General features: G+C 54.9%; 20 protein-coding genes. 3 read left to right on the forward strand and 17 right to left on the reverse strand.

The genetic code is table 11. The annotated features are described in order from the left end of the window. Nucleotides 1-29 precede the first annotated feature (29 nt). Entirely contained in the window at nt 30-923 is an 894-nt protein-coding gene (locus GM154_RS01930; RefSeq protein ID WP_219650765.1) for a metal ABC transporter ATPase, read from the forward strand. A 15-nt stretch (nt 924-938) separates the two neighbouring features. Here GM154_RS01930 and hldE read toward each other — a convergent pair whose 3' ends face one another. Genes hldE through msbA form a run of 4 tightly spaced genes read right to left on the reverse strand, consistent with a single transcriptional unit; the run spans nt 939 to nt 6,589 of the window. Then, nucleotides 939-2,366 carry a bifunctional D-glycero-beta-D-manno-heptose-7-phosphate kinase/D-glycero-beta-D-manno-heptose 1-phosphate adenylyltransferase HldE gene (gene hldE, locus GM154_RS01935; protein WP_219650766.1) on the reverse strand — a complete coding sequence of 476 codons (1,428 nt, stop codon included), beginning with the start codon at nt 2,364-2,366 and terminating at the stop codon, nt 939-941. A gap of 49 nt (nt 2,367-2,415) precedes the next feature. Continuing rightward, on the reverse strand, nt 2,416-3,864 hold the full coding sequence (locus GM154_RS01940) for a PIG-L deacetylase family protein (protein WP_219650767.1): 1,449 nt from the start codon (nt 3,862-3,864) through the stop codon (nt 2,416-2,418). After that, nucleotides 3,864-4,763: a GNAT family N-acetyltransferase gene (locus GM154_RS01945; protein WP_219650768.1), complete on the reverse strand. Its 900-nt coding sequence runs from the start codon at nt 4,761-4,763 to the stop codon at nt 3,864-3,866. The genes GM154_RS01940 and GM154_RS01945 overlap by 1 nt, the downstream gene beginning before the upstream one ends. Then, complete coding sequence (msbA, locus tag GM154_RS01950) at nt 4,760-6,589, reverse strand: lipid A export permease/ATP-binding protein MsbA (protein WP_037029990.1); 1,830 nt, start codon at nt 6,587-6,589, stop codon at nt 4,760-4,762. Before msbA ends, GM154_RS01945 begins: the two co-directional genes overlap by 4 nt. A gap of 246 nt (nt 6,590-6,835) precedes the next feature. Here msbA and GM154_RS01955 point away from each other — a divergent pair, with 246 nt between their 5' ends. Then, the gene (locus GM154_RS01955) at nt 6,836-7,495 is read left to right on the forward strand and encodes a lipopolysaccharide kinase InaA family protein (RefSeq protein ID WP_197872167.1); all 660 of its coding nucleotides are present in this window, start codon (nt 6,836-6,838) and stop codon (nt 7,493-7,495) included. Next, nucleotides 7,492-8,703 carry an O-antigen ligase family protein gene (locus tag GM154_RS01960; RefSeq protein ID WP_308460585.1) on the forward strand — a complete coding sequence of 404 codons (1,212 nt, stop codon included), beginning with the start codon at nt 7,492-7,494 and terminating at the stop codon, nt 8,701-8,703. The genes GM154_RS01955 and GM154_RS01960 overlap by 4 nt, the downstream gene beginning before the upstream one ends. Here GM154_RS01960 and GM154_RS01965 read toward each other — a convergent pair. The 13 genes from GM154_RS01965 to GM154_RS02025 all read right to left on the reverse strand — a co-directional run bounded on the left by GM154_RS01965 (nt 8,700) and on the right by GM154_RS02025 (nt 22,709). Further along, nucleotides 8,700-9,599, reverse strand: a complete 900-nt coding sequence (locus tag GM154_RS01965; protein WP_219650769.1) for a glycosyltransferase — start codon at nt 9,597-9,599, stop codon at nt 8,700-8,702. The two genes, GM154_RS01960 and GM154_RS01965, sit on opposite strands and share 4 nt — an antisense overlap. 68 nt (nt 9,600-9,667) lie before the next feature. Continuing rightward, on the reverse strand, nt 9,668-10,747 hold the full coding sequence (locus tag GM154_RS01970) for a hypothetical protein (protein ID WP_219650770.1): 1,080 nt from the start codon (nt 10,745-10,747) through the stop codon (nt 9,668-9,670). Between the two features lie 48 nt (nt 10,748-10,795). Continuing rightward, nucleotides 10,796-11,752, reverse strand: coding sequence for a glycosyltransferase (locus tag GM154_RS01975; RefSeq protein ID WP_219650771.1), 957 nt, complete (start codon nt 11,750-11,752; stop codon nt 10,796-10,798). Nucleotides 11,753-11,797: 45 nt separating this feature from the next. Next, nucleotides 11,798-12,949, reverse strand: a complete 1,152-nt coding sequence (locus tag GM154_RS01980; protein WP_219650773.1) for a glycosyltransferase — start codon at nt 12,947-12,949, stop codon at nt 11,798-11,800. After that, entirely contained in the window at nt 12,933-14,690 is a 1,758-nt protein-coding gene (locus tag GM154_RS01985) for a carbamoyltransferase (RefSeq protein ID WP_219650949.1), read from the reverse strand. The genes GM154_RS01980 and GM154_RS01985 overlap by 17 nt, the downstream gene beginning before the upstream one ends. 4 nt (nt 14,691-14,694) lie before the next feature. After that, nucleotides 14,695-16,146 carry a lipopolysaccharide kinase InaA family protein gene (locus GM154_RS01990; protein WP_219650774.1) on the reverse strand — a complete coding sequence of 484 codons (1,452 nt, stop codon included), beginning with the start codon at nt 16,144-16,146 and terminating at the stop codon, nt 14,695-14,697. Further along, the gene (locus GM154_RS01995) at nt 16,143-16,898 is read right to left on the reverse strand and encodes a lipopolysaccharide kinase InaA family protein (protein ID WP_010797057.1); all 756 of its coding nucleotides are present in this window, start codon (nt 16,896-16,898) and stop codon (nt 16,143-16,145) included. The genes GM154_RS01990 and GM154_RS01995 overlap by 4 nt, the downstream gene beginning before the upstream one ends. After that, nucleotides 16,895-17,626, reverse strand: a complete 732-nt coding sequence (locus tag GM154_RS02000) for a lipopolysaccharide kinase InaA family protein (protein ID WP_219650776.1) — start codon at nt 17,624-17,626, stop codon at nt 16,895-16,897. Before GM154_RS02000 ends, GM154_RS01995 begins: the two co-directional genes overlap by 4 nt. Continuing rightward, nucleotides 17,626-18,432, reverse strand: a complete 807-nt coding sequence (rfaP, locus tag GM154_RS02005; protein WP_219650778.1) for a lipopolysaccharide core heptose(I) kinase RfaP — start codon at nt 18,430-18,432, stop codon at nt 17,626-17,628. Before rfaP ends, GM154_RS02000 begins: the two co-directional genes overlap by 1 nt. Continuing rightward, complete coding sequence (locus tag GM154_RS02010) at nt 18,429-19,550, reverse strand: glycosyltransferase family 4 protein (protein ID WP_219650779.1); 1,122 nt, start codon at nt 19,548-19,550, stop codon at nt 18,429-18,431. Before GM154_RS02010 ends, rfaP begins: the two co-directional genes overlap by 4 nt. A gap of 73 nt (nt 19,551-19,623) precedes the next feature. Continuing rightward, nucleotides 19,624-20,691: a lipopolysaccharide heptosyltransferase I gene (gene waaC / locus GM154_RS02015; RefSeq protein ID WP_219650780.1), complete on the reverse strand. Its 1,068-nt coding sequence runs from the start codon at nt 20,689-20,691 to the stop codon at nt 19,624-19,626. Continuing rightward, nucleotides 20,692-21,726 carry a lipopolysaccharide heptosyltransferase II gene (gene waaF / locus GM154_RS02020; protein WP_219650782.1) on the reverse strand — a complete coding sequence of 345 codons (1,035 nt, stop codon included), beginning with the start codon at nt 21,724-21,726 and terminating at the stop codon, nt 20,692-20,694. Nucleotides 21,727-21,785: 59 nt separating this feature from the next. Next, nucleotides 21,786-22,709, reverse strand: coding sequence for a branched-chain amino acid transaminase (locus GM154_RS02025; RefSeq protein WP_010797051.1), 924 nt, complete (start codon nt 22,707-22,709; stop codon nt 21,786-21,788). Nucleotides 22,710-22,720 lie beyond the last annotated feature (11 nt).

Consider the following 22,720-nt stretch of genomic DNA (forward strand, 5'->3'; position numbering starts at 1 on the left):
ATCCATGATAACAATTTCAGGAGTCTGCCATGCCTCAACTCATTGCGCGTCAGAACCCCAAGGCATTCAAGACCCTGCCGCTGCTGGTTGAAGGCAGCCCGGAAAAGCTGGTTTACCAGGCCTTGGGCCAACCCCTGAATTTCAACGAGGTGCTGGAGCGCCGCCGTCCGATTGTCGTCGAAGATGAACAACGCTTTTCACTTGAGCTGGCAAACCTGGGCGTTTCGGTCAGGATCACGCTGAACTGGCAAGGGCATGATCATTGGCTATTGGTCCGTCAGAAGCGGGTCGATCGTGGCGATACCGTACTGAAACTGATATCCGGTTACGTACCTGCCCATGAGCTTAACCTTCCACTGCTTACGGCCGTTCAAGAAGTGGCTGAAGAATGCCTATTTGAAACCCCCGACGGCTGGCTACAGGGCCGTTTTACCGAAACCTGGTTGCCTACGCCTTACGAGGGAGCACTGAAGTACCGGGAAAACGGCCATTTCACCCTCACCCCTCGTACCGGGGCCGCACGTCCTGTCCAGTGCGGCAGTCTAGCGCTGATCGAGCGGCCACGCGCTTACGTGCATACGCCTACCGCATCGCTGCAGCTGGTCTATGACATGCAGATGGAGCTACCCAAGGATATCCGCACGCCCAGTCTTTTCCATGTGGATGACAAGGTGGAGGATGGACAGCTCATCGCACGCCTGGACAGGCGCCGCCCGGATATTTATCTGCTGGCAGTGGATCAGGGTCGTCCTACCGGCGAGCTGTTTACCTTACACGAGGGGCAACGCCAGCCTGTAAGCACCCGAGGCCTCTGGCTCTCGGAAAGCTTTGCCGAACAGCGCGGCTGGCTCGTGCATGAAGAACGGGTACGCTGGCAGGATTGGCTGAGCCGCCTGGGCACAGTCAAGGAGAAGGCGTCCTGACGGACGCCGTTTGTATCAGGAGCTTCCGCGAATTCGCTCAACAATTGCGGTGGTTGAACTGTTTTCGACGACGCCCAGTACCTTTACTTCACCACCATAGGCTTGAACTAGGGGTGCTCCTACTACCTCATCGACGCTCTTGTAATCTCCGCCCTTTACCAGCACATCGGGCTTTACCTGCTTGAGCAGCTCCTCGGGTGTGCTTTCGCTGAAAGGAATGACCCAATCCACTGCGCCCAGGCCGGCCAACACCGCCATTCGACGATCGACGGTATTGATAGGGCGGCCCGGCCCCTTCAGGCGGGTAACGGATGCATCATCATTCACCGCTACAATCAGGCGGTCACCCAGTGCACGTGCCTGCTCAAGATAAGCCACATGACCAGCATGGAGGATATCGAAACAGCCATTGGTGAAAACGATTTTCTCGCCATGGGCACGTGCATCCTCAATAGCAACCTGCAACTGCTCCAGAGCCAATACCCCTCGCTCCGAGCCTTCCTCTCGTTGCACAGCACGGCGAAGCTCCGGAGCGCTGATTGCAGCAGTGCCCAGCTTACCCACTACAATACCTGCAGCAAGGTTCGCCAGAGCGACCGCGTTGTGCAGTTCCTCGCCTGCAGCCAGCGCGGCCGCCAGAGTCGAAATAACGGTATCGCCCGCGCCGGTTACATCGAAGACTTCCCGAGCACGAGCAGGTAGATGGAACGGCTGCTGGTCAGGCCGCAACAGCGTCATCCCGTTTTCACCACGGGTTACCAGCAGTGCCCCCAGCTCCAGGTCAGCGATCAGTTTGCAGCCTTTGGCGACCAGGTCAGCTTCGTCGGCGCAAGGTCCTACAATCGCCTCGAATTCGCTCAGGTTGGGCGTAATCAGGCTAGCGCCCCGGTAGATCGAAAAATCCTTGCCCTTGGGATCTGCCAGTACCGGAATATTGCGAGCACGGGCCAGCTGGATCAGGTCCTGATGGTTTCTGAGCGCGCCTTTGCCGTAGTCGGAAAGGACCAGCACCTTTACACCTGCCAGCATGGAGCGCGTATCTGCTGCCAACGCCTGGGTATCGGTCTTGAATGATTCTTCAAAATCGACACGCAGTAGTTGCTGGTGACGGCTCATGATCCGCAGCTTGACGATGGTCGGCTGTCCGGCGATACGCTGAAAACGCGCCTCGACCTTGGCGGCCTTCAGGCTGTCAGCCAAGGCGTCGGCGGCCTCGTCCTGGCCTGTTACACCGACCAGATAAGCCGGTGCCCCCAAGGCAGCAATATTGAGCGCCACGTTGGCAGCACCACCGGGGCGATCCTCATTCTGATCAACCCGTACGACAGGCACAGGCGCCTCGGGCGAGATTCGCGACGTTGCACCATGCCAATAACGATCGAGCATGACATCGCCGACCACGAGCACGGGGGCTTGATCAAAACGGGGCATGGTCAGCTTCATGGAAAGACTCCAAACGTCAAAACGGCGGCGATGATACCACAGGGTTAAATCAGTCCCCGAGCGGCCCATGCCTCAGATCTTTTACGAAAAACAGCTCATGACGGCGAACAGCTTTACGAAAGAATTCATCCTCCCCCGTCACTGGCCATCGACGCCCTGTCAAAACAGACTGAAACAGTCGGCGCAAACGCTTCTTGAGTGGTGGCGGAACAAGCAGATCATGCTGCATGCCCAACGCCATGGCCTTATCGAGCTGAGTCTGCGCACTCAACACTGGACTCCAGACAGGTAGCATCGGCAAAGGCTCGATGGCCGGCGGCAATGCGATACCGTTACTCGACGGTCCCATCGGCCAGCGGTCGTTGTCGTGCAGGTGGTTCGCATAAAGCAACGCCGTATCTGGCTTCCAGCTACTGAACTGGACGGCCTCCTCTACCGCCTGGGCTGCCTGAACATGGTCCGCATGAGGGTCCAGCTGGGGATGGGGAAACACCATCACTTCCGGCTGAAAATGTTCGATGAGCGCAACCAGGTCGGCAACCAGGTTATTCCAGGAGGGCTGTCCGTCCGTGTCACCAGGAAGACGCAACGGATTAAAGCGCCGCACCGGACGGATATCCACATCACCGGAATCGCGTGAGCCAAACCCCTGCTCTGGCGCAGCATGCATGGCCGGTAGCTGAAGGCAAAAATAGCCTAGCTGAACGCAACGCGTCATGGGCACACCGCCCCATAGCGGTACAGCCAGGCTGTCCCATGTCCGTAAGCGTCCTTTGAGCCTGGCTGCTTCAGCAGTACTGAGGCCAAGTCGCTCATAATACTCGGCCTCAATCTCTCCTTGCGTCAAGGTAACAATCGAAGCTTCGGCGCAACCACTATAGAGGCCGAACGCAGCCAATTCCGCATCGTCCGCATGGGGCGCAATTACCATTACACGTTTGGAGGCATAATCTGGATTGGAAAACCCATGCAGTGTTACAGGACCAACGACCCGGCAAAAATGGCCCTGAACAGATACTCGCCCTTCATGCAAGGCCTCGGAAAAGCCTGACAGGTTAAGGTAGCGGCGACCTTGTACGCCCCGCTCGAAATCCTGACGATCCTCCTGGCTACCGGCACGAATCACAACGTAAGGGTCGAACAAGCGGCCTAAAAAGCCTGCCTTGATTTCGCATTCCAATACCAGGGATTGCAACTCATCTGAAAGCTCATGTCCTTTCAACGTCAAGACGTTGTCCGTGATCTCGATCGGCAGGCGTACACTGCTCTCAGGAAAGTCATACCGGTAATCATCATGTGGCGCATAGAACAGATGATCCGCGAACCAGGCCTCATGAACAATCCAGACAGCCACTATCGCAAGAGGTACCAGCCACCAAGGCAGCACCTGTACAAACGCAGCACCGAGCAGAGCAAGCAGAAACAACGCAATGATACCTAGTGCGATCCGCTTATGGCGCCGGTGCCGCTTGAGTAACCTTTGTTTACGCCCACTCATCACTTCACCTCGTGGACCGGCACTCGGTTGCACCAGCGATCCTTGTACTCACGATCCGCACGGCCAAACGAAAAGCGCAAGTCCTTACCTAGTGCACGCGCCTCCTCCCAGGCCGCCTGGGTATTAAGAAAGCTCAGTACACTGCCCGGACTGAAATCCCGGCTCTCCGGCGCTACACCACCATTGACGTATTCGACACTGATCCACCGAGGGGATGCGACCCTATAAAGCACCTGAATGGCAGCCGGGGTACCGTCCAGAAAGATAACGGAACCCATCATGAATTCGCGTAATAAGGAGAAGACGTCAGCCAGATGAGCTCTGGCAGGTACCTCGAAGGCCCAACGGCGCTCGAACAGATCGGCATAGAACGCTGCCAGTTCTGCTGGTGTGAAGTCACTGACAGGCCGAACCTGCCCACCCGCCTCTTCCAGCAGACGCAACTCGCGGCGCTGGTTGTAACGAAACTTCTTTGAAAGCTCCTCCGGCGCACGTGCAATTGCCAGACATTCTTTTTGCTGACGTGCAGTCGAGATATGCGCGGCACTTAGCGAAGATAAATACCGGGCCTTCTGGCGCAGCGGAGCCTGAGCATTCTCCTGAGCTGGCAGAATGATTTCTGCGTTCCCCAGGTCGAAGTAATCACGTTTACCCTTGCGCTTGAGCACATCGCGAGACAGCGCAATGTGCCCATCCCAGCACGCTACCGCCATCTGCAGCTCGCCGCTGGCTGGCCATCCCAGATAGCGGACCGGAAGCCCAACCAGATCAGACAGGCGTGCAACGATCTCTGGATGGGTGGCAACACTGCCTCCCCATGTTTGCCACGCCCGGGCATAGGCTGGCGCATCAATCTCAACCCAGCCCCGCTCACGCCACGCCCTAAACAACCCCATCATGAAACGTGTGTGCCTTCTTCATCGAGTGTCGTTGCGCCTTTTTCAACCTGACTGTTATGCAGGCGGGCATAATAGCCATTCTGCGCCAATAGCTCGGCATGCGTACCACGTTCCACGATACGCCCCTGATCCATGACTAGAATCAGATCGGCCTTTTCAATGGTGCTCAGCCGGTGCGCAATCACCAATGTGGTTCGGCCAGTCATAACCCTGTCCAGCGCCGCCTGGATATGCCGCTCGGATTCGGTATCCAATGCAGAGGTGGCTTCATCCAGGATCAGCAGGGGCGCATTCTTCAAAAGCGCCCGTGCAATGGCCAGACGCTGACGCTGACCGCCCGAAAGCAGTACACCGTTCTCACCGACCAGTGTTTCATAACCCTCAGGCAAACGCTGGATGAATTCGTCGGCATAGGCGGCCTTGGCAGCTTCGAGCACCTGCTCGAATGGCGCACCAGCCAGATCACCATAAGCAATATTATTGGTGACCGTGTCGTTGAATAGCGTGACCTGCTGTGTCACTAGAGCAATATGCCGACGCAGATTGGGCAACCGATAACGCTGGATGTCCAGATCATCCAGCAGAATCTGGCCCTGCGTGTGCTGATAGAAACGGGGAATCAAGTTGGCCAGTGTCGACTTTCCGCTGCCCGAGCGTCCTACCAGCGCCACCATCTGTCCAGGTTCCGCCACGAACGAGATATCGTCCAGAACCGGCTTTTCGGTACCGGGATAGGTGAAGTTCAGATTCCTGACTTCCAGACGCCCTTGCGCTCGAGCTCGCTCTTCAGTTCCTTCGTCCACTTCCGGGACTTCATCCAACTGCTCGAAAATGCTTTCAGCACCTGCGACGCCACGCTGGATCGTCGAGCTCACCTCGGATAACTGGCGAATGGGTTTAGGCAACAATCCCGCCATGGTGATGTAGGCGACCAGATCACCGGCCGATGAATCACCACGAAGATAAAGCACCAGGAACATCAAGGCAGCCATAGCGGTATAGATCAGCAGCTGCAACATCGGCGTATAAACCGCACCGGTTCTGTTCATGGTCAGCTGCTTTTGAGTATTGCTTTCGCTGGCCTCGAAGAACCGCTTACGCTCGTACGCCTCACCACCAAAGCTGCGAACCACGCGGTAGCCCTGAATGGCCTCGGACGTTACATGGGTGACATCTCCCATGGCCGACTGGATTTTCTTGCTCTGCTTGCGAAACTTGCGACTGGCGGATGTCACCATCATGGCGATAATAGGCAGGATAGCCAGCATCACGAGGGTCAATTTCCAGTTCATCCATAGCAGAGATGCGAACAGGAACACCACCGTCATTCCCTCTCGGATCACCACCTTGATCGCATCAGTCGCTGCGCCAGTCACCATGGTGACGTTAAAGGTGATACGAGAGATCAGGTGACCAGAGTTGTTCGCGTCGAAATACCGGTTGGGCAGTATCAACAGATGATTGAACAGTGCTACGCGGAGATCGTGAACCAACCCCAGCGAAACCTTTGCAATAAAATAGTTGCCCAGAAACGAGCCGATGCCCTGCCAGGCAGCAATCAGGATAATGAGAAGCGGAACAGCCTGCAGCAGATGCAGCTCGCCGATAACAGGCCAGCCAGGAAACATCGACGCGTTCGGGTTGTTCAGGCCATCGACGAAATATTTGAGAATGCCGGCCAGCATGGGCTGAGTCGAGGCAAAGATCAGAAAGCCTACGATACTGAGGGCAAACTGTCCGATGTAGGGACGCACATAGCCTAAGAGGCGTAGATAGATTTTGAGACTTGAATGCTCTGCACGCGGGGACGTAGGAGTCGTCTGCATGATTGAAATAACTGTCTTGAGTAAACGGCCGATATTATCACGTCCAACTCTGCATATCAGAAACGAACATGGTAGTACTCCAAATAGGAGCATCGGTACGTAATAAGATCGATAGTATTGGCATGAGATACCAATACCTTACATGGCACAGCTTCTTGGACTTCTTGCGATTTCCTTACCTTCATTGCGGCTAGGCATCACTAGAAGATGAGTTAAGATGCACGTCCCAGACTTGACGGAAGCAACATGCAACAGCTTGAAAAGACAGACTACCTGAAACTCCGCGAGGCGGCGCACGTCATAGAAGCGGACCAGTACGGTGACAAGGTGTTGCAATTGACCGATGGCAGCTTCCTTAAGCTATTCAGGCGCAAGCGGTTACTGACTTCAGCTGCGTTTTATCCCTACGCACAACGGTTTGCAGACAATGCCAGCCAGTTGCAGCGACGTCATATTCAAACGCCTACTATTATCGAGGTATATCGCGTCGCCGCGATCGAGCGGGATATCGTTCACTATTCACCATTACCTGGACAAACGATCCGACAGCTATTCAATAATGATGAGCCAGAAAAGCTCAAAACCGAACTGGGTCGCTTTGTAGCCTTGTTACATGAGCAAGGTGTTTATTTCCGCTCGCTCCACCTAGGCAACATTGTTCAGACGCCAGCATATGAATTGGGCCTGATTGATATAGCAGACCTGCGCTGCCAGTCACGCCCATTGTCACAGCGTCTGCGACTACGCAATTTCAATCATCTGTTGCGTTATGAAAACGACAGAATTTGGTTGATGACTGATGATGGCCGAGCCTTTTTTAATGCCTATCTAACTCATTCATCTATCGCCTTTACACGCAAGACCCTCAGACATCAGTTAAACCTGCCCAGAGGGTTCTTTCAGTGACTTCTCATGTATCAGGAACCGTAGCGCCACCACCTCGTACTGAGAAACTTTTTCTCTGGATTGTCCGCTTCGTACTGCCCGTGGGCTGGCTAGCACTTTTGACAGGCATGTTCTGGATTGGCGATCGCTCGCTTTATCACAAGTTGTTCTATGTTTTTCTGGCTTTCCCGACATTGGTAGCCGTTTCGTTGACTCCCTCTCAGTTGCGTCAACTATTCCAAAGTCCATTGCTACGGGCGTATGTGCTTTTTGCACTCTATGTGTCGCTCAGTCTGGCCTGGTCTCCTGACAGCGGTGAGCTGTCGTTGATCAAGTACCCGCTCTATGTGCTCATGATGCTTCTCGCCACAGCCCTGATGGCAAGGCATTACCCAGACCTTATGATAAAAACCACGCTCCTGGGCGCCGTACTGGCTTCGCTTAGCGCCCTAGTGACATTACTTTGGTACGTTAAAGAGGGCGCGCATGGCCGTCTTGAAGGTTATGGAGCGCTTTATAATCCGCTACTGACAACTCACATTTATGGCTTCTACGCAGCCTTCTGGCTGGCCACTTGGTGCTCCAAGATACGCATAAGCTCCTGGATCACGCTGCCCGCCCTTGCAGTGGTACTTTTGTTGATTCTTTGTACGGGCTCGCGGACTCCCTTGTTTGCGCTTGCGATAAGTATGCTCTGGCTCACTTTCGCACATCCCAACCGGCGAACGATTTTTATCGTCGGCAGCGTCATTATAGGATTTGTTGGACTGATATTGATTGACCCAAGCCTAGTCACCCAGCGCGGAGCCTCTTTCCGGCCCGCCATATGGGCTGATGCCTGGCGGCAAATTCAGCAGGACTTCTGGCTCGGGCACGGCTTCGACGCAGCCATGCGTATTGACTTGCCAGAAGTAGGTCATATGTTGGCGGATCCACATAACCTGAGCCTTGGCGTCATGTATCAAACTGGCCTGACCGGCCTTGCGTTGTGGGTGGTGCTTTATCTAACTGCGCTGGTACAAGGCTGGCGTTTACGCCGTGAGCCTGCCGTACTCATCACCGGCACGCTTGTAGTATTTGGCTTGGCGGCAGGTATGACAGAGGGAAGCTCTTTTCTTTCTCGCCCCAAGGAGCACTGGTTTCTAGTATGGATCCCTCTGGCTTTACTTAACGTAGCCGTTATTTATCACCTCACTGCCCGAAAGCCTCAGGCAGTGAATGAAGTCTAGTGAGTGGGAACCATCAGCCGCAAAAGGCCACGCACCGTCTTGCGTGTCCAGGCCTGAATGGGAATGTCTCGTAGCAGCGCCCTGGCCAATGGCTTGTTTCGGTTGGATGCCTTGAGAAACATGGAATTCAGGAATCGCGTTTTAACCTGCCCATAAGCAGGATGATCACTGAATCGCTCATAAGTTTTCAGTACATTCTCGACCATGAACGGCAAATTCTTGTATGTATTGCTTTCATGCTTTCGATAAAGCGCAAGCACCTCATCCAGAATATCAATGTAATATCCCGCCTGCGTAATTTTGAGCGTGATATAGAGATCTTCAAGACGGATGCTAGGGTCGAAACAGCCCACTTTCAATAATGCTTCCCGGCGAAACATGAGCGTAGCAGCCATTGGGCCTGGCTTGAGATCCAAAAAAAGGTCTTCGAAATTAAGCCTTCTGAACGGTAAATATCGATGCTTCTGCTGCTTTTCTGGATAGCGTTGCCCCTGCGCGTCAATCAGGTCGATATTAGCGGCACAGATTCCCACCTCGGGCTTATCTTTGATGTACGCAACCTGTCGCTCGATGCGCTGAGGCAGCATGATATCATCCGATCCAAAAGGAACAATCAAACTACCAGAAGCCCGTTCAATCGCATCGTTTAGCGTACGGCTAAGTCCGATGTTTTGCTGCTGCCTGAAATCGAATCCGTACTCTTTTTGCAGACGCAAAATTCTTTGAACGCTATCGTCCGTAGAGCCGTCATCAATCACCAAGAGCTCAATATGAGGATAGCTCTGCTTGAGGACGCTAAGAATACTTGCCTCTATATATGGGGCATGGTTGTAGGATGCGATAATGACTGTCACTAACGGACAGTTTTCCTCTGATAGCCCTTCCTGACTGCTCATAGCTAATAGCTCCGTATTCAAAGCGCCTTGTTTCTTGAGCCTCCCTCAAAGCCAAGAAAGCGCATTGTTTATTTATTCACCCTACTCAGATGCTTTTTGATCTTCGATAGGTTTTTTTCGCCAATAGCCTTGCATAAGGCCGGCTCATCAAGCCACTTCCAAAGGATGTCCTGCGGTACTTCTATTCGAGAGCGCTCACATGCGTTTTCAAATGCCTTTTCCCACCAGGCAGGTCCGCAAGCACGGTCAAATTCATTGGAGTAAGGATAGCAGCCGTAAAGCAATTCACGTGCGAACTGCCGTTGCTCAGGCTTCAGATATGAGGTTCGGATTTTATAGAGCAATCGCTGCAAACCAGGCGGGCGCGGTAATTTATCCGAGACATTATCGATATCTGCTAGCGCAGCCTGGCCAAGCGGATCACTCCTGTGTTTGGCATACCAAGCGCAAACCTTAGCGCGAAAAAGCCGCTTGCGGCTCCAGTAGTGATGAATGATGTCGGTACACTCAGCCAGTCGGAGCTGCTTCTTACGCGCGGCCACTGCCAGCATGAACTCCTCTAGCGTGTATGCCTTAGGAGACTGGGCTCGGTAATGGTCCATTAGAAAAATCGAATGATCCAGCAAGTCAGCGTCGGAACGGCATAATCCTATAACGCCCGAGTTGGTCATAGGCATGTCATCATCGGCCAGCCCCTCCTGCTGCAGTGGACTTGCCAATGTCTGGTAAAGCAACCCTGACCGATCCTCGCCAAAGCAGGGACCAATGGCGTTACAGAGCAACGCTCCTGGCGCAACACGATCAAACAATGCCTGTGGAGATTGCCGAAAAAAGGTGTCTGTATCGATTAAGATGGCTTTCTCGCTTGTATCCAGCACTTGTCTCAGCAATACATGTTTGGCACGGAAGTGATAATCGATAGGACGCGCCCACTCAGCCAACTGCTCTGCTGAAATAATATGGACGGTAACAGGCAGCTCGTCATAGATGAATTCACGATCACTGTATACATGAATTGCCAGCTTCGACAGGTTCGTTTTATCAAGGCGAGACAATGCACTGACGATGCTGAAAAAGGCTTCCTGATGATAGGTTTCTGAGCCGAACGCCAGGTATACCAAGCAGTTGGGCTCGAAGAATGAGGACATAGAGGGCTCCAATTACTGTACCCGCAAATCTAGAAGCAGAACGCCGGTTCAGCGTTGAAACCAAGGTAGCCAGCGATCGCGCCAGTTAGCTGGCTGCCGTTCACGCAACGGAGCTTCCAAAGCTTTGACAATATGCCTGCCTAAGGCCTGAAAACTGTAATGGGTTTGTGCGAGAGCCTGACCCTCTTGAGCAATACGCTCGGCAAGCTCGGCGTTTTGTCTAAGCAAGGCAAGCTTTTGTCTGAGCTCATCAACGGATGAATACAGCACAACATTCTGCATGTCGACGAAACCAAGCGCATTGTTTTCTACGCTCCCCTGATCGTAAGCGAACAGAACACAGCCACACGCCATGGCTTCGAAGTTCTTGATCATGTATTCACCCATACCTACATCAGCACTGACGAAGAACCGGATGCGATTCAGCATTTCTCGGTATTCATCACCTGACTCAGTACGCGTAACGGTAAGCGGTTCAACCTTACCCAGCTCTTCCAAAAGCTGTTTACGTCCACTATAGGCAACGCTTTTAAAACTTCCGACAAAACCGAGCTCAATGTCCCTGGGCACACCCATATTCCAGAGTCCTGCTGCGTCATAGCCTTTGGGAGCAAAGACAGCATCTACATTTTCCTGTTGCAAGCGTTGGGTCACGCCAGCACCCGAGCAAAGTACCCGGACCCAGGGCATCCGCCGGTAATACGCGCTGAACTTGCCGGTGTACTTACAGCGAATATAGTTCTGGTAGGCGTCATGCTCCAGTTCGACAAGGTTGGGCAAAGTCCGGATAAAACCGACTTGCTTGAGTTGTTTTTTGAAGCGCAGAAAAAGAACTACCCGCTCATAGCGCGCCAGATCGACATGCTCACGGAAGTAGCGCTTGAGGTTGGCTTGCTCCTCACTGTCCAACCACCGTAGATCACAGTCGCACTGCTCGGCTATAGCCTGGTATAGCGCATCCAGGATGACACGCTGCTCTTTCTGTACAAGCATCAATACTTTCATACGAGAGCGCCGGTCAATGACTGTTGGCGATAAACAGAAAACACATCATGAGTGTATTGCAGCCAGTTCTATATCTTTTGAAAGCTGCCTAATCATAGGCAAACGCCAGAAAGCAGCCCTGCCCGCTTCGTCACTAAAACGATCCTCCAACCGCTCCCGCATATGCTGAACACATGCACTCTGCTGACTTGGGCTTAGACGGGACAAATGTATCAACCCGCCACTCAGCGCTTCGGTATCCCGCAGAGGGAATAGCAAACCGACACCATCGATGATTTCACGTGCGCCGCCACAAGCGGTTGCAATAATGGGTACGCCTGCCGCCATGGCTTCCAGCAGTACCATCCCAAAGGGTTCGTGATCGGAGCTCAATGCAAACGCATCGAAGGCCTTGAAATAGCATCGCGCATCGGCTACCTGCCCTAAAAACACTACACGATCAGCAATAGCAAGTTCACGAGCCAGGTCTTTGAGTTCTTCCTCCAGTCGGCCCTTCCCCACAATAGCCAGCAGAGCGTGTGCGGGGAGAGAAGGAAGCGCTTGGGCAAAGCCTTTTAGTAGAGTGGCTTGATCCTTGTCCGGATGCAGCCGCCCTACGTTTCCTACAATCCAGGCATCCTGAGGTAGCTTCAAAGCCTCTCGCGCCTGCTCGCCATGCAGTAATTGGCTCTGTATCGCAGCAACATCAATACGGTTGTATAACGTTTCAATATAGTCGGCCGGCCATTTGGTCAAGCGCTGTCGGATCTCGTCACGAACGGCATCAGAAACGGCTAAGAGTCTTAGTCGTTTGCTCATAGTATTAGCGAAGAGCCTACGCCCTAGGCGATCGTAATCCCCAAAGGCATGATGCACACCAATGATAGGTAGTTTGGTAGCCAGGCAGGCAATCCAGATCGGCTTGAAGCGATGGGCAATGATGAACCGTATGCCTCTGGAGCGAACAATCTCTCGCAGTGCACGGATAGCACCAAGCTTCAATCCACGAATATCCTTGGAGCTGTACTCCATGAACAGCACCTCATCCGAGGCGCACTGGGTGGCAACCTCGGCATCGGCAGCGCCGGTCAAAAAGACTGTCGTAACCCGATAGCCTGTTCCCTTGAACAGGCTTGCGTATTGCCGGGCACAATCCAGAAAGGGACCATCATAGCCATGGCAAAATTGTAAAACCCTTGGTTCAGCTGATCGAGTCATAGGCATCCGCACCGTCTTTGACTACGAGGATGTCTTCCATGATCAGGTATTGCAAATCCGATCCGTAGAACATATCGAGCGCATCAGTCGGTGAGCAGATCATCGGCTCACCACGACGATTCAATGAGGTGTTCAACGAAACGCCGTTGCCCGTCAGGTTTTCCAGCTCCTTCATCAGGTCATACCAGCGTGGATTGTGTCGACGCTCCAGCACCTGGGCGCGGGAAGTACCGTCCTCATGGACAACCTCGCCTACACGGTTTTTCCACTCTTCGTTGACCTCAAAGGTAAACGTCATGAAGGGTGAAGGATGGTCGACTTTGAGCATCTCATGTGCCACGGTGTCGAGCATCGAAGGGCAGAAAGGTCTCCACCGTTCGCGAAACTTGATCTGCTCATTGATACGGTCGGCCACACCCGGAACGCTCGGGCAGCCAATGATGGAACGGCCGCCCAGCGCACGCGGGCCGAACTCCATGCGGCCCTGGAACCAGGCCACCGGATTGCCGTCCACCATGATTTTAGCGATACGCTGGGGGACGTCGTCGAGCTTGCGCCACTTGGGTGCATTAGGGTGACGGGCACAGGCGGCAATTACGTCCTCGTTACTATAGGACGGACCGAGGTAGACGTGTTCCATTTTCTCGACCGGCACACCGCGCTGGTGCGATACGTAGGCTGCCGCACCGACTGCCGTTCCTGCATCACCAGACGCCGGCTGAACGAACAGCTCCTTGACCTCTGGACGCGCAATAATCTTCTGGTTGAGCTTGACGTTCAAGGCGCAGCCGCCAGCAAAGGCAATCTTGCCGGTTTCCTTGATGATATCGCCCAGGTAGTAATCCATCATCTCCAGCGCCAGCTTTTCGAAGAGTGCCTGCATGCTGGCTGCATAATGAATATAGGGATCATCGGCGATATCCCCTTCCCGCTTCGGGCCAAGCCACTCGATCAGCTTGGGCGAGAAGTAGTAGCCCTTGCCCTTTTCCTTATAGCGACGGAAGCCGATGACGTTAGCGTAATCGGTATTGATGATCAGCTCGCCGTTCTCGAATTTCGCCAGCCTGGAGAAATCATACTTGCTTGCGTCGCCATAGGGTGCCATCCCCATGACCTTGAATTCGCCATCAAGCATTTCAAAGCCGAGGAATTCAGTAATCGCACCGTAGAGCCCACCCAGGGAGTCCGGATCATAGAACTCCTTGATTTTGTGGATCCTGCCGTTCTCACCATAGCCAAAAAAGGTAGTCGCGTACTCACCCTTGCCATCAATGCCTAGAATGGCGGTCTTTTCAGTAAAACCGGAGCAATGGTAGGCACTGGAGGCATGGGCCAGGTGATGCTCGACAGGCTCAATCTTGATTTTTTTCAAATCAAAGCCCAACTGCTGCAGGCACCACTGGATACGCTTGTGGTAGCGCTTGTAGCGGCGATTACCAAAGAGAATGGCATCCAGCGCGCGGTCAGGAGCATAGGCATAGCGCTTGGCATAATGCCAGCGAGCCTCGCCAAACAGGCTGATCGGCGCAAATGGAATAGCTACGACATCCACATCCTTTGGCTTGATACCGGCCTGCTCCAGGCAGAATTTGGCCGACTCATAGGGCATGCGGTTCTTGGCATGCTTGTCACGCACGAAGCGCTCTTCTTCAGCCGCCGCGATCAACTTGCCGTCGATATAAAGTGCAGCGGAAGGATCATGGCTCAGGGCGCCGGACAGGCCCAGAATCGTCAATGCCACAGGTTCAACCTCTAGAGTAATCATCCCCGCGCCCAGGCAGGGATGGAATGCGTTCATCAAGCAGCCGGTACAGGGCACTGTTCTTGGGCCAGTTTCGCAGAAAGCGCTCACGGTCTCGTGCAAAGGCTTTCTCGAATTGCTGTTGGCTAGTGTGCTGAGTCATGGCATCCAGGTCGATCAATGACCAGTGATCGCCATTCCAGAGCACATTATTCCCTTTTAAATCACCGTGACTGATTCGCTCGCGAACCAGTCCTTCAAACAGAACATCCAGCGCGGCCAAGTCTTGCTCAGGTGGGGCGCTATCCCGGTACGGCTCAAAGCGCGCCAGTATATCCTGCCCTGATGCATAATCGGTAATCAGGTAGGCACGCCGGCGCAAACCTAGCCAGCGCTTTTCCATCACGCCCAAGGGTTTAGGCGTGTCGATGCCCAGAAAGCGCAGGCGATTCCCCTCGATCCAGCTATGCCAGGCGCGGCTGGGTCGCCAAAAGCGCGTTAACCAATGCCCAAAGCCCTTGATGTTGTAGCGCTTCAGAATATAGGTATTTCCAGCATGCTCCACGCGCGCTACCGTGGCGGCGCCGCCATCCTTATAGCGGTGCCCCTGGGCAATGAAACAGTCTGGATCGGCCAACAGCGGTTCCACCACCGCCTCGCTGTCCCGGCGCATGGCCAGGATACCTTCCCTGGATCGGCTCATCTTAAACAGACTGCAATCTCGTCCGGCTTTTTCCAGAAAGTCTTTTAGGCGCCATGTGCGAATACGGACCGCTTCCTGCTGGATCGCTTCCGGTCTCAGGGCATGCTCGCCATTCACCAGCAGGTAATGCACCAGCAACTCTTCGATATAGGCGTCAAACCGGGCAGGCAGCTGTCCGAAAAAGACGCCTAGGTTTTGCATAACCTGCTTTTGAGAAAGGGGCTTTCCCTGGGACTCGGCGTGGATGTCAGCCCCATCTATAACGTAGATGTTCCCGTCCTGTTGAAGAAGGTTGTCCAGATGCAAGTCGTCCTGCCAGAGACCCTTGGCATGTAACTCGCCAATGGTAGCCAGCGACATTCCCAAGACGTCCTGCTGACTATCAGAAAGAGGAGGTTCCTGATCGACCCTTCGCCACAAGGCATCCAGGCTCACTGCGTTCTCCAGAAACTCAAACAGCAACCATCCGCCCTTGTCGGCCTCGAAGCCTTCAGCCACAACAGCCGGCGTTGTCAGCTGGTTGTCGATCAGTAAACGGCAACCTTCACGCTCACGCGTATAGTGTCGCTCCGAGCGAGCGCCTACAAACAGCTTGGCCAGCACCGAGCGGCCCTGCCACCGAGCCTCACCTACATAGCGTTGTCCAGGTAACACGCGCAGGAGTGATATCAGAGTCAGCGAGCCCTCAGGCAATTCAATCTGAACAGGCAGCGCTGGGGCTCGCCCAGACCGGGCTAGCTCATCCAGTTTCATGGACGCGTTTCCTTGCTGCGACGGCGCACGCTGAGCTTGCGTAACCAAGTATCGACTTCACGGCTATCAGGCGCCATCTGTAGATAAGCCGCCAGGAACAGCCGGACTTCCGCCTCGCTCCAGACCGGTGCGCGCCTTAGTAACGGCTCCAGATCCTTAACCCTGTCCTTACGCCCTAATAGCAACAGGCGTGTTTTTTCAAGGTCAATTAGGCGCGTTAGAAACCCGCTTTCCTGCTCCTGAAGAAAGATGTGCTTGGGATAAAAACAGCCATGAATACGCCCCGCTGCATGCAGGGTTCTGGCAAGTACGCCTATAGCCGCCAGGAGCGTATGGCGTGTCCGCTCGGGTAGCTCGGGCCATTCGGCCAGCCAGCTATCCAGATCCCGCCATCCATCCAATGCTCGCGTCAGCAGAATGGCCTGGCGTTCATTCCCTACCTTGCGCTCGCCAAAGAACGAAGCTTCCAGTGCCGGAATACCGAGCGTGCTGTAACGCTGGATGTTACGAAACTCCCGAGCAAAGGTGGGCTCTCCCAGGGGGTGAAGCAGGTCATGCGTCAGGTAATTGCTTTGACGCTTGAGGAAATAGGACGCCTCGTCGAGATCGAGCCGGTAGACCGTGCTCCAGCCGCCACGCCTGGCGTTAGGCTCGTCGACCGCCTCCAGCTGAAGCGACCAGAGCGCTTCGAACGTTGAGAGCCCGTGCCGCTCTAGTATGGCGGCATCTTTGGCAGACAGGAAATCGCTCATTCGCGCCCCTTGAAATAACTCAGCACTTGTACGATTCGCTCCTTGTCGGAGTCTCTTAACCGCTGTCGCCCCTTGTAACGCAAGTAGAAGCGCAGCCGCTGCGTACGTGAAAGCTTGTATTTAGCGACCTTATCCAGGCAGGCCAAATCCTTGATGATGCGTCGCCTGAGCCAGGAACCAAACCAGAAGGCCCCTGCCGGACAATCGATGAGGTACAGCGTACCGGCTTGATCAACCAGCAGATTGCGCCACTTCAAATCATTATGAGCGAAGTGATGGTCATGCATGGTGCGAGTAGCACGTGCTAACTGCAGGCTCAACTGATCGACCCAGGCCGGATCACTCAAGCGCGGATCATCGTGATGGGCCATGACAGCCAGGTCATCGGTCTGGGGAATTTCACGAGTTATCATGGCGCCGCGGGTAAATTGTCCGCCTGAGCGCTCAAGCCCCCAGGCCACGACAGGCGCTGTTGGAATACCCCATCTGGCAAAGCGTTTAAGATTTTGCCACTCAGACTTGACGCGAGGACGGCCCATATACCGACGCAGGCCCTTGCCTGCGCCGGTATAGCGCTTGACGTAATAACGAATCCCCTCATAAGTGACACGTATCACTTCAGACAGAGGGTCACTGGTCAAATGCTCGCCTTGCAAGGTGAATACCCGCTCAAGACTGGCAAACTCCGCTATATGCTCCACAGAGGGATCAATACGCCACTGGGCCATCAGAGCCTGTCTCCGTAACGCTGCTTGCGTTCGTAGAGCCGTTCGGCCTTGCGCTGCAATCGCTGCAGGAGCGCGGCCTCTTCTCGCAGAATCTGCCGCAATGGCCGCTGAAAATACACACGAAGAAACCTCAGGAAATCCCGCTGAGTCAGCCCGATACCCAGTGCAGAGAAATACAGACCAGCCAGGTCCTTGTCGCGCCAGCGTCTAGGCACCTGGTCTCGCGTATGAGCGCGATGCAGGTCGATAAGTGACAGCCTCAATGTACCCGGCTCAACGGGCCGATCGGTATGCAATAGAAAGTGACAGATGTAGCAGTCTCGATGGTTGACCCCTGCACGGTGCATCGTGCCTGTCATCCTGGCCACCTCATCGATCAGGGCCCATTTGGTACTCGCTTTGGGACGCTGAACGGGCCAAGCCAGCGTGTAGTCTTCCAGGCTGATGGTAGGTGCCAACTCCTCCGTGATAATGAAAGAGTGCTGCTCGGCCGGGTTACTGCCTCGCTCACCAAAAGCCACGGCGTTCATGGTAGGCACACCAGCCTCATACAGACGTTGCAAAGCCTGCCACTCCTGCCCTGCACCCAGTACCGGCTGTTTCAGCTGTAACAGGTTTTTGGCAATTTCGCCCCATCCGATCCCTCGATGGATTTTGACGAAATACCCCTTGCCATTGACTTCGGTACGCAGGGTACGTCGCCCTTCCAACTCCCGAAAAACTTCTCCCTGAAGCGCTTCTACCGCTTCAAAGGCATCGCGCCCCACCCACAGGGAGCGGAAAGGCTCTTCAAGCACAAGCTTCACAAGCGCGGCTCCAGAATGACATCAGCCGCCCGCTTGGGCATGCTGTACAGATCGGCAGTCTCGGCATAAGCGAGGGCATTACGGGACCATGCAGTGCGCTGCGAATCATCGCTGAGCATGTCGGCCAACAGAGTATTGAGCTGCTCCTGCTCAAATGGGCTAGGCACTACCTGGCCGCAGTTGGCGTCCGTGATGTAATGAGCATAGCCACAGACATCGGTTACCAGTACAGGCAAACCGGCCACCAAAGCCTCCAGCAGTACCGTTCCCGTATTCTCGTTATAAGCTGGGTGAATCAACAGATCCGCCCCAAGAAGAAAACGCGGGATATCGCTCCGTCCCTTGAGAATATCCACTTGATCGGAAATGCCCAGCGCCTTGGTCTGCAACAGAAACGGCTTGGGATCGTCCTGCCCGATAACAATCAGGCGCACCCGTTTCTTGAGTGCCTTGGGGAGCGAAGCGACTGCTCGCAGAGAGCGATCCAGCCCCTTGGTCTTAAAGCCCGAACCGATCTGCACAACCAGCAGTGACGTATCGTCCAGACCGAACTCCTGGCGAAACGCCTTGCGTATTTCTTCGGCATTGGCCGGTGCGCGGCGGTCTGCTGCGATACCAGGCGGAAGCAGATGAAAACGCTCGGCCGGCGTCCCGTAGTGCTTGACGAAGAACGGCTGCTGGACCTCCGAGATCATCAAGACCTGGGTCTTGGACTCGGGCTCAAACACGGCCCGCTCGTACTCGGCAAAATGACGATAGCGGCTCCACTTTCGGTACAGGGGGTTACGCAGTGTCTGCGCCTTTTCTTCAAAGCAGGGATCGGCCGCGTAATACACGTCCAGGCCAGGCATCTTGTTGAAGCCAACAATGCGATCCACTGGATCACTAGCCAGATCGCGCTGGAACCAGGCCGTAAACTTTTCGTTGCGTTTATGATTGAACAACGCCTTGGCTGATCCAACGCGCACGTCGAATCCTTCAGGTACTGGGCCTTCCCAGATCAGCGTATAGACACGAATAGAGTGACCACGACGCTGGCACTCCTGGGCAATACGCATGAAGTCACGCTGTAGCCCCCCGAAGGGAAAGTACTTGTAGAGAACAAAAGCCAGACGCATCAGCATATGCCCATAAAAAATAGCGGATCACCATAGCAGGTGATGACGTTCAAACCTGTCGAACCATGATAACTCAGCACAAACGCTGTCCTTTGCTGGACAGCATCGCTTCCAGTGAGGCGAAAACCCGTGCCGGATTGACACGCGAGAAGCACAAGGGCTGCTCTTGGGAAACATCAAACAGTCTCCGGTCCTCCTCAGAGGGAGCGTAGGTACACTGCTTCTGCAGGCAAGGCGCACAGACCCAGTCGCTGGTGAGGTGCACCTGGGAACGACCATAGGCACCCGTCAGTCTGGCATCGGTCGGCCCGAACAGTGACAGTGTCGGCACATCCAGCGCAGCAGCCAGATGCCCCAGTCCTGTATCGACTGCCACGCAAGCGCTGGCGCCAGCCAGTACGCGGGACACCCCAGCCAATGACATCTTGGGGAGAACTGACACATGTTCAAGTCCCGAGGCGATACGTTCTGCTCTTTCTCGCTCGACATCATTTCCCCACGGTAAGCGTACCAGCACTCCGAGCTGCCGAGCCGCTTCAGCCAGCTCACGCCAATAGCGCTCCGGCCAGTGCTTGGTCGCCCAGGTCGTTCCATGCAGAAACAATACATAAGGTCCGCTTGCCTGGGGCTCGGCAAGACGTGTGCGATCCAGTCCGTAATCGCCAGTGGACTCTGGCAAGGGATAGCTCAGGGCTTGAGCAAACAATTGCCTGAGTCGTTCGACAGCATGCTGTCCCCAAGCAACCTGGCAGGTTCGGTCATAAAACCGGCTTGCCAGTGGCTCGCGGATCGACTCGCGCGAAAGCCCTACTACCGGCGCCTTGACGTATCGAGTCAACCATGCACTTTTCAGAAGCCCCTGGGCATCGATCACCACATCGTAATGAGTATCTCGCAAACGCTCCTTGAAGCGCGACCACTCCCCGCTTTTCAGCGTCTTGAAGAGGTTTTTACGCCACCGGCGAATCGCTATAGGAATGACTTGGGACACTGCTGGGTGCCAGGATGGAATCTCGGCAAAGCCTTCTTCAACAACCCAGTCGAAGCGGATTCCCGGAAACGCGCGACTGGCATCCGTCAGAGCCGGCAACGTATGAATCACATCGCCCAATGACGATGTCTTGATCAAAAGCACCCGCACTTATTCCACCTCGACAGGATCAGCAACCAGTTGATCCAGTGCACGCAGCACGGCAGCAGGCTCCAGAAGACGCATGCAGTTGTAGTGTCCGAATCGACAGGTCCGATCAAAACACGGGCTGCACTCAATACCCAACCGTACGACCTCAACCTCTTCGGCCAGAGGTGGCGTAAAGCCTGGGGACGTCGATCCATAGACCGCCACCAACGGGCGATCCAGTGCGGCGGCGACATGCATGAGGCCAGAATCGTTGCTGACTACTGCCGACGCGCAGGACATAAGGTCGATAGCCTCGGCCAGTGCCGTCTGACCCGCCAGGTTCGTGACCTCTTCGCGCAGGCCTGGAATCAAACGCTCGCGGATTTCCTCGCAGCCCGCATTATCCTTTTGCGAGCCGAACAGCCAGACCTGCCACCCTGCCCTGATCTTTACATTGGCCACCTCAGCGTAGTGAGCCGCTGGCCAGCGCTTGGATTCACCAAACTCGGCACCTGGACATAACGCCAACACCGGCCTGTCCAGCTCCAGGCCAAACTTGCCAAGTGCCGCGTCGCGGCTGGCAGACTCGATTCGCAGTTGGGGACGTGGATAAGGCTTGGGCAACTCAGCCCCAGGCGGATAGGCCAGTGCGATAAAGCGCTCAATCATCAGCGGGTAGCGCGCCTTATCGAGTGTTCGTATGTCATTGAGCAGGCCGAAACGCATCTCGCCGCGCCAGCCGGTGCGCTTGGGAATGCCCGCAAAATAGGGAACCAGGGCCGACTTGAGCGAATTTGGCAGCAGAATGGCCTGATCGTACTGACCGCGCAGACTACGACCGATACGCCGACGCGTTGCCAGCTCAAAAGCACCATGCCCAAGCGGAAAACTCAGCGCCGAGCGTACTTCGGGCATCCGCTCAAGCAGAGGACGGCTCCAATCAGGCGCCAGCACATCAATGGCACAACCGGGATGAAGCGCCTGCAGACTCTTGAACAGCGTCTGCGCCATCACCATGTCGCCGACCCAGGAAGGACCGATTATCAGAATTCTCATAGGCTCACGCTACAACGTACAAGGCTCATAGTATCTACCATGAGCCTTGTACGTGCGGCTTATTTCACTGCGGTACGCCACTCGGCATGGCTATCAGTCTTGCCGGTGACCAGATCGAAGTAGGCCTTTTGCAGCGTTTCGGTCACCGGACCACGGCGGCCGGCTCCGATGGTGCGTCCATCGACCTCACGGATGGGGGTCACTTCAGCGGCAGTACCAGTAAAGAATGCTTCATCCGCAATATAGACTTCGTCACGCGTAATACGCTTTTCAACCAATGCGTAGCCATGCTCCTTGGCCAGTGTCAGCACGGTGTTACGGGTGATGCCGTTGAGGCATGCCGTTACTTCAGGCGTGTAGATGACATTGTCCTTGATGATGAAGATATTCTCACCGGAGCCTTCAGCCACATAACCTTCCGGATCCAGCAGCAGGGCTTCGTCTGCACCGCCGGAAATGGCTTCCTGCAGCGCCAGCATCGAGTTGATGTAGTGTCCGTTGGCCTTTGCACGGGTCATGGAGATGTTCACGTGGTGACGGGTATAGGAGCTGGTACGCACCTTGATACCCTGCTCCAGCGCCTCTTCACCCATGTAGGCGCCCCAGTGCCAGGCAGCCACGATCACATGCACCTTCAGGCCGGTCGCACGTAGCCCCATGCCTTCCGATCCGTAGAACACCATCGGACGCAGATAGGCGCTTTCAAGGTTGTTATCACGAATCACCGCGCGATGCGCTTCGTTGATCTCATCCTTGGTGAAAGGCATCTTCATACCCATGATGTGGGCGGAGTCGAACAGACGATCCGTGTGCGCCTGAAGACGGAAGATTGCTGTGCCCTGAGGGGTGTTATAAGCACGAACGCCTTCGAACACACCCATTCCATAATGCAGCGTATGGGTCAGAACATGGGTGGTCGCATCGCGCCACGGCACCATTTCACCGTCATACCAGATCACACCGTCACGATCGGACATCGACATAATTTGCAGCT

Origin of the sequence: Pseudomonas sp. MAG002Y (assembly GCF_019400845.1) — a bacterium.
In the GTDB taxonomy this organism is placed as follows: domain Bacteria; phylum Pseudomonadota; class Gammaproteobacteria; order Pseudomonadales; family Pseudomonadaceae; genus Chryseomonas; species Chryseomonas luteola.